At 72.8% G+C, this 11381-nt stretch carries 10 protein-coding genes; 6 read left to right on the top strand and 4 right to left on the bottom strand.

Going from position 1 to position 11381, the window contains the following annotated elements; all coding sequences use genetic code 11:
- A partial coding sequence (locus CA984_RS38290) for a hypothetical protein (RefSeq protein WP_086578281.1) occupies nucleotides 1–1131 on the top strand: 1131 nt, incomplete at its 5' end.
- A 287-nt stretch (nucleotides 1132–1418) separates the two neighbouring features.
- Here the strand turns inward: CA984_RS38290 and CA984_RS47455 are convergent.
- Entirely contained in the window at nucleotides 1419–1607 is a 189-nt protein-coding gene (locus CA984_RS47455) for a hypothetical protein (protein ID WP_207621194.1), read from the bottom strand.
- Between the two features lie 425 nt (nucleotides 1608–2032).
- Between CA984_RS47455 and CA984_RS38280 the strand changes: the two genes are divergently transcribed.
- Nucleotides 2033–2371: an STAS domain-containing protein gene (locus CA984_RS38280; protein WP_165781564.1), complete on the top strand. Its 339-nt coding sequence runs from the start codon at nucleotides 2033–2035 to the stop codon at nucleotides 2369–2371.
- Between the two features lie 161 nt (nucleotides 2372–2532).
- Here CA984_RS38280 and CA984_RS38275 read toward each other — a convergent pair whose 3' ends face one another.
- Both CA984_RS38275 and CA984_RS38270 read right to left on the bottom strand, forming a co-directional pair.
- Nucleotides 2533–4128 carry a bifunctional 3'-5' exonuclease/DNA polymerase gene (locus tag CA984_RS38275; RefSeq protein WP_086578278.1) on the bottom strand — a complete coding sequence of 532 codons (1596 nt, stop codon included), beginning with the start codon at nucleotides 4126–4128 and terminating at the stop codon, nucleotides 2533–2535.
- Nucleotides 4129–4163: 35 nt separating this feature from the next.
- Nucleotides 4164–5672, bottom strand: coding sequence for a metallophosphoesterase family protein (locus CA984_RS38270; RefSeq protein WP_086578277.1), 1509 nt, complete (start codon nucleotides 5670–5672; stop codon nucleotides 4164–4166).
- Between the two features lie 259 nt (nucleotides 5673–5931).
- Here CA984_RS38270 and CA984_RS38265 point away from each other — a divergent pair, with 259 nt between their 5' ends.
- Together CA984_RS38265 and CA984_RS38260 are read left to right on the top strand one after the other, a co-directional pair.
- On the top strand, nucleotides 5932–6360 hold the full coding sequence (locus CA984_RS38265) for an acyl-CoA thioesterase (RefSeq protein WP_086578276.1): 429 nt from the start codon (nucleotides 5932–5934) through the stop codon (nucleotides 6358–6360).
- Nucleotides 6361–6435: 75 nt separating this feature from the next.
- Nucleotides 6436–7563, top strand: coding sequence for a zinc-binding dehydrogenase (locus tag CA984_RS38260; RefSeq protein WP_086578275.1), 1128 nt, complete (start codon nucleotides 6436–6438; stop codon nucleotides 7561–7563).
- A gap of 76 nt (nucleotides 7564–7639) precedes the next feature.
- Here the strand turns inward: CA984_RS38260 and CA984_RS38255 are convergent, their stop codons facing one another.
- Nucleotides 7640–9205, bottom strand: coding sequence for an FAD-binding oxidoreductase (locus tag CA984_RS38255; RefSeq protein WP_086578274.1), 1566 nt, complete (start codon nucleotides 9203–9205; stop codon nucleotides 7640–7642).
- Between the two features lie 46 nt (nucleotides 9206–9251).
- On the opposite strand from CA984_RS38255, the gene CA984_RS38250 reads away from it, so the two are divergent.
- A complete protein-coding gene (locus CA984_RS38250) occupies nucleotides 9252–9818 on the top strand; it encodes a TetR/AcrR family transcriptional regulator (protein WP_086578273.1) in 567 nt (188 codons plus the stop codon).
- Nucleotides 9815–11323: a glycerol-3-phosphate dehydrogenase/oxidase gene (locus CA984_RS38245; protein WP_086578272.1), complete on the top strand. Its 1509-nt coding sequence runs from the start codon at nucleotides 9815–9817 to the stop codon at nucleotides 11321–11323. Before CA984_RS38250 ends, CA984_RS38245 begins: the two co-directional genes overlap by 4 nt.
- The last annotated feature ends 58 nt before the right edge of the window (nucleotides 11324–11381 follow it).

Below are 11381 nucleotides of genomic sequence, written 5' to 3'. Positions count from 1 at the left end.
GTCACGCCGATCGATCCCGACCACAGCGATCCCTACACCCGCTGCCGGATCATCGCGATGAACGGCATCGAGGTGGAGGCGATCCTGTTCAGCCACCAGTTCAACCGGCACTGCCCCGACCCGGCCGTCAAGCAGCAGCTGGCCCGGGTCCGCTACATCGAGGCCCAGCAGCAAAAGGCGGTCAACTGGCTGCTGCCCGGGCTGGCCTCGGTGCTGGAGACCACGATCGCCTACGAGCAGGTCGCGGTCGACCTGACCGCCTGGGTGGCGCGGATGGAACCCGACCCCTACCTCAAGCAGGCCTACCAGTTCGGCGTGCTGGAGGACTTCGAYCACCTCTACCGCTACGCCAACCTCTACGAGATGATCGAGCACCGCAAGGCCGAGAAGATCGTCGACAAYCTGACCGAGGTCATGCCCGGCCGGCCCACCTACCTGCACCACCGCGACCCGGTCGACAACCTGCGCGAGCCCTACGACAAGAACGCCGCCGCGCCGATCTCCAAGCTGCACGCGCTGACGATCATGGCGGCCGAGCAGCAGACCATGAACTTCTACATGAACGTCGGCCCGACCTACATGGAGCCGATCGCCCGGCAGCTGTATCAGGAGATCGGGCTGATCGAGGAGGAGCACGTCACGCATTACGAGTCGCTGGTCGACCCGGGTGAGACGTGGTGGGAGATGCTGCTCAACCACGAGTACAACGAGTGCTACCTCTACCACTCGTTCATGGAGACCGAGTCCGAYCCGAAGGTCAAGGCGATCTGGGAGCTGCACCTGAACATGGAGCTGGAGCATCTGCGCCTGGCGGTGGAGCTGTTCAAGCGTCATGACGGCCGTGATCCGCAGGAGGTCCTCGCKCCCGCGCTGCCCGCGCCGGTGACCTTCGAGCCGAACAAGGACTACCTGCGTGAGCTGATCGCCACCCAGATCGACTTCACCACGCTGGGCACCGGTTACGTGCAGGACATGCACGAGCGGTTCGAGCGGATGCAGGAGAACATCCACGGCGGGGAGAAGCCGCCGAGCGAGCAGGTCATCGACGACAACCGGGCCAAGTCCGGGGAGGAGTACCGGCTGGAGACCGAGGGCCCGCACCCGGTGCCCAGCCTGCGCACCGACCGCTAGCCGTACTGACCCGCGTGGGGCCGACACGGGTGATCGATGGCCGGCCGCCGAGGGCGGCGGGGCGGCGATGACGGTCGCGGGCGTGCAAGAAGCGCGGGGTCCGGGTCCGTCCGTCGTCGCCGGCTCTCATCACCGCCCAGTGGTATGCCGCCGGCCTGGCCCCCTGCCTGGCCGACGGCATACCGAACACCGGCTGCGGGTCTTCTTCCGTGGCAGCGGCCCGGCATCGGCGTGCCGGTCCGGTGGACCGTTCGTGGCTCCGCCCGCTCTGGTGATGCTCGCCGACCTCAGCGGTCGTCGCGCCGTGTCCAGCTACCGGCCTTCGCCAGCCCCCGGGCCAGCATGTAGCCGATGGTCAGGAAGGTGATGTACCTGATGGCCTGTTCGGCTCCGAAGGGGTCGACGCCGCCTCGCCTGTCGGCACCGACGACCATGGCCGTGATCACCACTGCGATCACCGCAGCGATGTATACCATGAACTCGGTTGTCTTGAATGCCGGCCGTGTCTCCGTCGGCTGCCGGTCACGGGCTGCAGCAGCCGCGCGAGCAGATGCCTGACTTGGTACGGTTTGAGGATTGTTCATGATGTTTCGTCTTCCCTGCTGCATTTAGGTGCTGGGAGTCGGAATTGATCCATTATGTCCGTTACCCGGCGGGCCACCTCCGAAACACGTCCGCCTTTTCCGGCTGAGACCGCAGATCAGACGGCGGGACCGGAGCCGGGCGCCGCACGGCTGTCGGGGGCGCGATCGGTCGGCGCACTCGCTGTCCGGCTCGCCGGTGCCCCTGGTGGACACGGTACGTCACCGGCCTACGCTGATGGCATGAGCAGGTCTGCGGGCAGAGCGGGCATCCGGCGCGGACGGGCGCCGAGTGCCCCGCCACGATCCGGGACGGGGCCGTGAGTCACTTCTCGGTGAGCGTCACCGACTACCGCGGCTGCTCGGTGATCGCCCTCGACGGGGAGCTCGACGCGTTGTCGGTGCCTCTGCTGCAGCAGGTGCTGGGCGATGCCCTCGCTCGCGGCCGCACCCACCTCGTCATCGACGTGGCCAAGCTGACCTTCTGCGACTCCACCGGCATATGGGTGCTGGCCGAAGGCCACCAGCGCGCCGCCGCGGCCGGCGGCCGGCTGACGCTGGCCTACGTCCACGGCGTCCTCAAACGCCTCCTGGAGGTCATCCGGCAGGCCGGCGTCCTCCCGCTCGACGTGGAGTTCATCACCACCTTGGAGTGGTAGCCGCGCCGCTCACGCCCCCTTGCGCGCACGGGCCGGTGCGCCCCGTGTTCGGAAGTCATCGTTCCGCGGGCGCCCCTACCCGGGTGACCGGCTGTCAGGCCGCCCAGGCGCAGGTGGCGGCCGGTGGTCCGAACCTTGTCCGTACCCCGGCACGGGCCGGCTCACTTGGCGTCGGCGTAGCACCGCACCGCGACGGCCTGCATCGGGAAGCGCACCGGGGTCGGGCCGAACAGCAGCCGGGTCGCCTCCTCGGCGGCCCTGCCGACCGCCGCCACGACCTCCTCGGCCAGCTCCGCCGGACAGTGCACCATCACCTCGTCGTGCTGGAAGAACACCAGCCTGGCCGGGTCGGGCAGCAGCCCGCGCAGCACGGCCATGAGAGCCAGCGCCCACTCCGCCGCGGTGGCCTGGACCACGAAGTTACGGGTGAACCGGCCCCGGTCGCGGGCCGCCCGCTTCCCCTCGGGGCCGGAGACCAGCTCCCGCCAGCCCGCCGAGGGCTGCGGGCAGGTACGGCCGAGCCAGGAGCGGACCAGCTTGCCCTCCTCGCCGCTCCGCGCGGCGTCCTCCACGAACTGGTAGGCCCTGGGGAAGCGCTGCCGCATCACGGCCAGCAACTTGGGCGCGTCTCCGCTGGTCCCGCCGTACATCGCCGACAGCATGGCGATCTTGGCGCTGTCGCGTTCACCGCCGAACGCCTGGGCCAGCGCCTGGTAGAGGTCGATCTGACCGGCCGCCCTGGCCAGGCCGCCGTCCCCGGCCATCGCGGCCAGCACCCGGGGTTCGAGCTGAGCGGCGTCGGCGACGACCAGTGTCCAGCCCTCGTCGGCCACCACGACCCGCCGCATCACCTTGGGGATCTGCAACGCGCCGCCGCCGCTGGTGGCCCACCGGCCCGACACGACGCCCCCCACCACGTATTCGGGCCGGAAGCGGTGGTCGCGGACCCACTGGTCGGCCCAGACCCAGCCGTGGAAACTGTAGATCCTGGCCATCTCCTTGTAGGCGAGCAGGGGCGCGACGCCCGGATGGTCGACCTTCCTGATCTCATGGGCCCGGGTGGAGGCGACGGGCACGCCCGCCGACTTGAACGCCTTGACGATCTGCTGCGGGGAGTCGGGGTTGAACGGCGTGCCGAAGGCCTCTGCCACCTGGTCGGCCAGGGCCTGGAGCCTGGCGGGCCGCATGCCGTGCACCGGGCGCGGGCCCAGCAGGCCGGTCAGGAGCGTGTCGTGCACGTCCTCCCGCCACGGCATGCCGTCGTGGCCCATCTCCCCCGCGATCAGCGCCCCGGCGGACTCGGCGGCGACGAGCAGCCGGAACCGCTGCGGGTCGGCGGTGGCCTCGATCCGCCTGAGCTGGTCGGCGTGGACCTCGGCGACCAGGCCGACGTCGGGCGGGGGCGGCTCCTCCTCGAACAGCGTGGCCTGCCGCGCCTGCGGCCCGTGGTGGTCCTCCGGCACAGGCAGGCCGTGCAGCCGCGCGTGGGCGGCCTGGGCCGACCGGGGCTCCCCGTGGCGCCCCTCGTATCCCAGGAGCAGCCCCTCGGTCAGCGCCAGGTCGTGACAGCGGGCCGGCCGCACGCCTGCCGCGAGCAGCGACGGCTGGACCTCCCGCGTGTCGGCCCAGACCCAGCGCGGCCGCCCGGTCTCCAACTCGCGCACGGCCTCCGCCAGATCGCCGACGGCCCGCGCGTCCCGCCCCTCCGGGCACAGGACGCCCCCACCGCCGGGACCTGTCGCGACTGCCACGTTCATACGCCCAGCCTGCCACGGAGAACCGACATTCCCGATCAGAGGAGCGAGATCACGACCTCGTCCTCGAGCGGGGGTTCGATCTCCTGCGGCAGGCACCCGGTGGCGGCGAAACAGCGGATCTTCAACGTCTGCGGCGTCACGGAGATGTGCAGGAAGCTCTTGAAGAACGGCGGGGTGTCCCAGTCCGACAGCTCCGACAGGTAACGGTGGAAGACCCTGCCCACGGGCAGCCGGAACGGCATCGGCCGGCCGCCGAGGATCCGCGCCGCCCAGCGCATCCGCCGGGTGACGCGGACGGGCGGGACGTCGCGGACCGGGGTGTTGCCGATCTGCCGGGACATCAGCGTCGCGCTCTCCGCGGGCGTCAGGTAGAGCCAGCGCATGCGCAGCCGTTCGCTGTAGAGCTTGCTGTAGAACGACAGCGAGTCGCCGCGGAGCGGGTAGCACCGGTAGTCGTCCTCGTGCAGGCCGCCGACCGTGACCCTGGGGATGGTGTGGGTGGCGTGCATGAAGGCCCCGGAGCCGCCCGCCACGATGTACTGGATCGTCCGGCCGCCGGCCCTGATCGGGAAACGCTGGTAGTTGTGCACGTCGCCGCCTATCGCCGCGACGTAGTTGTGCGCGGGGTCGGCGACGATGTCGTCGATCGTCCCGCCGTCCTCCAGCTTGGACGGCTTGTACTCGTTACGGGTGTAGATGGGCTTGCCGGTGATCAGCACCTTGGGCCGGGGGTCGCGCGACACCTCGCGCAGCCACCGCGCCTGCTCCCGGTCCAGCGTGCTGTGGATCCCGGTGTCCACGCCCACGACGAGCAGCCCCGGAGTCTCCATCGCCCAGTACGGCGCAGGCTGCACGGCCCGCTGCTCGGGCAGGGACCGGTGCTCTCGCGCCCTCGCCAGCCGGGCCTCGTCGATCTTCTCCGGCTTGCGCCAGAGCAGCCCCCGCAGCCCCGAGGGCGTCAGCCGGAACCCCTGCCGCTCGGCCTTCAGCGCGGGGGCGTCGCAGAAGACCCGCATGAAACCGCCGAGCCCGTCGTACCAGTCGTGGTTACCGGGAACGGCGTAGATCGGCGCCCGGTAGTCCTTGTAGGGGCGGAAGAACTTGTCCTCGTACTCGTTCCCGGACCCGGTGGGGTAGATCACGTCGCTGGCGATGACGGCGAAGGAGGTGTCCGCGCCGAGTTTGAGCAGGCCGGGGATCACGGCGTACTGCGAGGCGTCTCCCTCCCCCGTGTCACCGAGGACGAGGAAGGAGAACTCCGGCCCGACGTCCATCGGGATCCGGAAGGAGGGGTCGACGCCCCGCTCCCGCTGGGACGCCGTCCAGCGCGCCCGGACCTGGCCCGAGGGATCGCCGAACAGGCCCGCGAGGACCTCGTTCCGCGACTTCCAGACGGTGCGCGGGCTCAGCCAGGTGAAACTCTCCTTGCTGGGCCGCAGATCCTTGAAGGCGCCGATCTCGACGCAGTCCCAGCCCGCCCCCTCCTCCGAGACCCGAGAGGAGACCTCACGCCCGCGTTCCGCGGCCCGCCCGACATCGACCATGACCGTATTTTGGCGTTGATCTTACGCGGCCGCACCCTTCTCGGGAAAGGCGGCCGGACCTCCCAGGGGAGGCGGCCGATCTCGGAGCCGTCGAAGTACACGGGGTCCCGGTGCTCGACGCGGGCCGCCGTCCCACCGTCTCGCCGCCCCGCCGTCTCGCCGCCCCGCCGTCCCACCGGACCGCCGTCCCACCGGACCGGGACCGGGACCGGCCGGAGCCGGGGCGCGTTCCCGATCATCTCTGGAATATAGTTCTATCGTGTACGCCTACTGGGAGACCGTCGCGACCAGGTGGAAGGACAACGACGTCTACGGCCACGTCAACAACGCCGTCCACTACTCGCTGATGGACACTGTGATCAACACCTGGCTCATCGAGAAGGCGGGGCTGGACATCCACCACGGCGACGCCATCGGCCTGTGCGTCGAGTCGCACTGCGCCTACAAGGCGTCGGTCTCCTTCCCCGAGGCCATCCGGATCGGGCTGCGGATCGGGCGCCTGGGCCGCTCCAGCGTCCGCTATGAGCTCGGCCTGTTCCGCGAGGACGGCGAGACGGTGGTGGCCGAGGGGCATTTCGTCCACGTGTTCGTGGACCGGCGGACCCGGCGGCCCGCCGCGATCCCGGGACCGTTGCGCGGCGCCATGGAGAAACTGGTGATCGGAGACGGCGCCCCGCGCCACCCGTGATCGGCCGATGACGTACGGCACCGCCCCGCCGGCCTCCCCTCGGCCGGGACCGCACTTCCACGCTGGAGGTAGTCGATGAGCACCGGAACACGCGCGGCCGTCCTCGTGGAGTCGGGGCGTCCCGCCCCCTACGCATCGTCGCGCCCTCTGGAGGTCACGTCCCTGCGCCTGGACCCGCCCGGCCCCGGCGAGCTCCTCGTCCGGGTGGGCGCGGCGGGCCTGTGCCACTCCGACCTCTCGGTGATCGACGGCTCCCGGCCCCGGCCGCTGCCGATGGCCCTCGGCCACGAGGCGGCGGGCGAGGTGGTCGCGACCGGCGGCGGCACCGAGTTCGCCCCGGGCGACCACGTGGTGCTGGCGTTCGTCCCCGCCTGCGGGCACTGCCCCCACTGCGCCGGCGGACGCCCCGCGCTCTGCGAGCCGGGCGCCGAGGCCAACGGGAACGGCACGCTGCTCGGCGGCGGGCTGCGCCTCACCGGGGCCGACGGCCGACGGCCCCTGCACCATCTGGGGGTGTCGGCGTTCTCCGAGCACATCGTGGTGTCGGCACGCTCGGCGGTCCGGGTCGATCCCGGGCTGCCCTTCGAGATCGCCGCCCTGTTCGGCTGTGCCGTGCTGACCGGCGCGGGCGCCGCCTTCCACAGCGCCAGGGTCGCCCCCGGTGACAGCGTCGCGGTGTTCGGGCTGGGCGGGGTGGGGCTGGCCGCGCTGATCGCCGCCAAGGCCGCCGGGGCCGCCACGCTGATCGCGGTGGACGTGGTCGGGTCCAAACGGGCCCTGGCGCACGAGCTCGGCGCGACCCACGCCGTCGCGGGCGGCCCGGACGCCGTGGAGACGGTCCGGGAGATCACCCGCGGCGGCGCGGAGAAGGTCATCGACACCACCGGGGTGGTCGCGGTCCTGCGGCAGGCCTACCTGGCCACCGGCCGGGGCGGCACCACGGTGACCGTCGGCCTGCCCGACCCGTCCCGGGAGCTCGCCCTGCCCGCGCTCAGCCTGGTGGCCGAGGAGCGGACGCTCAAGGGCAGCTACCTCGGCTCCTGCGTGCCGCGCAGGGACGTGCCGCGTTTCGTCTCCATGTATCGCTCGGGGATCCTGCCGGTGGACGCGCTGCTGTCGCACCGGCTGTCCCTGGAGGAGGTCAACGAGGGCTTCGACCGCCTGCGCGCCGGCGAGGCGGTCCGCCAGGTGATCGTCTTCTGAGAGCGGATCCGGCCCGCGCGAGCCGACGCCTTTACATTGTAGATTTTAATCAGGCGTCCACGTGACCGCCCCGGGGCTAGGCGATCAGCACCCCGGGGTTGAGGATCCCCTCCGGGTCGAGCCGGCCCTTGACCCCGCGCAGGATCTCCACGCCCAGGTCGCCGATCTCGGCGGCGTAGGCCTCCCGGTGGTCGCGGCCGACGCCGTGGTGGTGCGAGATCGTGCCGCCGGCCGCGACGATCGCCTCGTTGACCGACCGCTTGGCCCCCTCCCACTGGGCCAGGGGGTCCCCGCTCTGGGCCGTGACGACCGTGAAGTAGAGCGAGGCGCCCGTGCCGTACACGTGGGAGACGTGGCACATCACCAGCGGCGAGCCGAGCGAGGCGTGCAGCGACAGCCGTACGGCGTCGTAGAGGCGGGGCAGGTTGGACCAGAACCCGGCGGTCTCCAGCGTCTCCACGGTGGCTCCCTCGGCGAGGAGGGAGTCACGCAGGTAGGGCGCGGAGTAGCGGCCGTGCGCCCAGGACTCCCCGGGCCCGGGGCCGAGGGGGACGCCGCCGAGCCCGGCCAGCACCGTGGCGGCGCGGTCCCGCAGACCGGCCACCTCGGAGGAGCCCTCGTAGCCCGCGATGACCAGGCAGCCCGCGTCGGCCGCCGGCCCGCCGATCTCCCCCGGCCGGGCCAGGCCGATCATCGTCTCGGTCTCGTCGGACAGCCGGAGCACGGTGGGCAGCGGTCCATCCTGGGCGAGCCGCCGCAGTGCCGCCGACCCCGCCGCGAACGACGCGAACCGCCAGCCCTCGTAGATCCGCTCGGCGGGGGCGCGCCGCACGCGGAGCCGCAGAGAGGTGATCACGCCGAAGGCGCCCTCGGAGCCGAGGATCACCTGGCGCAGGTCGGGGCCGGCGGCGGACTTGGGCGCGCGGCCCAGGTCGAGGGTGCCCCGGGGGGTGGCCACGGTCAGCCCGACGACCATGTCGTCGAAGCGGCCGTATCCCGCGGAGGCCTGGCCGCTGGAGCGGGCCGCGGCGAAGCCGCCCAGCGTGGCGTACTCGAACGACTGGGGGAAGTGGCCCAGGGTGAGCCCGTGCCCGGCGAGGAGCCGCTCGGCCTGCGGCGCGCGCAGCCCCGGCTCGATCTCCACCACCATCGACTCGGCGTCCACCGAGACCAGCCGGTTCAGCCGGGCCAGGTCGAGGGCGACGACCCCGGCGAAGCCCTGCCGGGCCGCCACCAGGCCGCCGACGACCGAGGTGCCGCCGCCGAACGGGACCACCGCGACCCGGTGCGCGGCACAGGCCCGCAGCAGCTCCAGCACCTCGGCGTGCGAGCCGGGCAGCACCACGGCGTCGGGGGCGTCGGAGCCGTCCCCCGCGCGCATGCGCATCAGGTCGGGGGTGGACTTGCCCCGGGTGTGCCGGATGCGCGCGTCGTCGTCGGAGCGGACGTGGTCGGCGCCGACGATGCCGCGCAGCTCGCTCAGGACGAGCGGGGAGAGGGCCGCCACGGGCAGCCGCACCTCGCCGAAGCTCGCGGCCGGGGTCTCCGGCGCCCGCACGCCCAGCATGTCCCGTAGCAGCCCGCGGATCGGCGCGGGCAGTGCGGCGGCCTTGGCGGGGTCGCCCCAGCCGGACCAGAGCATGGGTTCGGCGGCGTTCGTCGGAGTTTCCACCTCTACACTGTGACAGATGACGTCCATCCGTCACAATACGACCATGGGAAACGGCGACCCGGTCCTCGACGCCGCCCGCGAGATGGTGCTCGCGGTCGGGGTGCGGCGGACCACGCTCACCGACGTGGCGCGCCGGGCCGGCCTGTCCCGGATGACGATCTACCGCCGCTGGCCCGACGTGCGCGGCCTCGTCGCCGACCTGATGACCCGCGAATGGGTGCTTGTCGCGAGCCGGTTCGCCACCGAGGACCCGGTCACCGCGGCGGTCGGGGTGGTGCGGGAGCTGCGTGACCATCCGCTCTGGCGCAAGATCGTCGAAGTGGACCCCGAGCTGCTCCTGCCCTACCTGCTCCACCGCAGGGGCTCCAGCCACGAGGCCATGCTCGCGCTCGTCGAGTCGGCGATCGCCCGGGGCCAGGCCCTGGGCGCCGTACGGCCCGGCGACCCCGGGACGCTGGCCAGGTCCGTGCTGCTGACCGCCCAGTCCTTCCTGCTGTCCGGCCCGACCATGCTCGGCCCCCTCACCCAGGACGACCTGGACGCCGAGCTGGCCACGCTCCTGGAGAGGTACCTGCGCCCGTGAACTCCTCCCTCAACGCCGCCCGCCGCTCGCGCGAACTCGCCGAGGCCGGGGATCTCGTGGTGGACGTGCTGGTGGTCGGGCTGGGCGCCACCGGTGCCGGAGCGGCGCTCGACGCCGCCTCCCGGGGCCTGTCCGTGGCCGCGATCGACGCCCACGACCTGGCCTTCGGCACCTCCAGGTGGAGTTCCAAGATGATCCACGGCGGGCTCCGCTACCTGGCCAGGGGCCAGGTGAAGGTGGCGCACGAGAGCGCGGTGGAGCGCGGCCTCCTGCTCCGGCACACCGCCCCGCACCTGGTCAGGGCGCAGCCGTACCTGCTGCCGCTGACCCCCGCGGTCTCCGGCGGCCAGGCCGCGACGGTGATGACCGGCTACCGGCTCGGCGACGGGCTGCGGATGGCCGCGCGCACTCCCCGCCGCCTCCTCCCCGGCCCGTCACGGATCTCCGCCGGCCGGGCCCTCTCCCTCGCCGCCCCGTTGAGCCCGGACGGCCTGCGCGGCGCCCTGCTGTCCTGGGACGGGCGGCTGGTCGACGACGCGCGGCTGGTGGTCGCGCTGGCCAGGACGGCCGCGTCCCGGGGAGCGAGGATCCTGACCCGCTGCCGGGCGCTGGAGCTGGCCGGAGACGGGGCGCGGGTCCGCGACGAGCTCACCGGGAGCACCTTCGCGATCCGGGCCAGGACGGTGGTCAACGCCACCGGCGTCTGGGCGGCCCAGCTCGACCCGGACATCCGGATGCGGCCCTCGCGCGGCACCCACCTGGTGCTCCGCCCGGAGACCCTGCCCGGCCTCAGGGCCGGGCTGCACGTGCCGATCCCGGGTGAGAGCAACAGGTTCGCGCTGGTGCTCCCCCAGCCCGACGGCCGGGTCTACGTCGGCCTGACCGACGAACCGGTGGAGGGCCCCGTCCCGGATGTCCCGCAGGCGCCGGAGGAGGACGTGGCGTTCCTGCTCGACGTGCTGAACTCCGTGCTGGACGTGCCGCTCGGGCGGCGGGACGTGGCCGGGACCTACGCCGGGCTGCGGCCGCTGCTCGCCGCCGGGGGGCGCACCGCCGACCTGTCCCGGGAGCACGCGCTGCTGACCTCCCGGAGCGGGGTCGTGACGGTCGTGGGCGGCAAGCTGACCACCTACCGGCGGATGGCCGAGGACGCGGTGGACCGTGTGGTGGCGCTCGGGCGCCTCGGAGCGGGGGGCAGCCGGACGGCACGGCTGCCGCTGGTCGGAGCCGGTGCCGGTGCCGTCCAGGAGGCCGGGGCGGTCCCGGACCGGCTGCGGGCGCGGTACGGGAGCGAGGCGGGGGCCGTGCGGGCGCTGATGGCCGAGGATCCCGCGCTGGCCGAGCCGCTGCCGACCGGGGTCACCCGAGCCGAGCTGGTCTGGGCCGTCAGGCACGAGGGCGCGCTGGACGTCGACGACCTGCTCGACCGCCGGACCCGGATCGGCCTGGTCCCCGGGGACCGGGCCGCGGCCCTGCCCGCGGCACGGGCGGCTCTGGCGTACTGACGGGCCCCTCTGACGCGGCCCCTCTGACGCGGCCCCTTGACGCGCCCCCACCTCCGCG

It is taken from the genome of Streptosporangium minutum, from assembly GCF_002149035.1.
GTDB lineage: Bacteria > Actinomycetota > Actinomycetes > Streptosporangiales > Streptosporangiaceae > Streptosporangium > Streptosporangium minutum.
Note: the sequence above shows the minus strand (reverse complement) of the source record. Positions and strands in the feature narration are given on the sequence as shown.

Excerpts from the sequence above, each read along its gene's own strand:
- CA984_RS47455 (WP_207621194.1), bottom strand. The coding sequence starts at position 1,607 with ATGGTATACATCGCTGCGGTGATCGCAGTGGTGATCACGGCCATGGTC.
- CA984_RS38275 (WP_086578278.1), bottom strand. The coding sequence starts at position 4,128 with ATGAACGTGGCAGTCGCGACAGGTCCCGGCGGTGGGGGCGTCCTGTGC.
- CA984_RS38270 (WP_086578277.1), bottom strand. The coding sequence starts at position 5,672 with ATGGTCGATGTCGGGCGGGCCGCGGAACGCGGGCGTGAGGTCTCCTCT.
- CA984_RS38260 (WP_086578275.1), top strand. The coding sequence starts at position 6,436 with ATGAGCACCGGAACACGCGCGGCCGTCCTCGTGGAGTCGGGGCGTCCC.
- CA984_RS38255 (WP_086578274.1), bottom strand. The coding sequence starts at position 9,205 with ATGCTCTGGTCCGGCTGGGGCGACCCCGCCAAGGCCGCCGCACTGCCC.
- CA984_RS38250 (WP_086578273.1), top strand. The coding sequence starts at position 9,252 with ATGACGTCCATCCGTCACAATACGACCATGGGAAACGGCGACCCGGTC.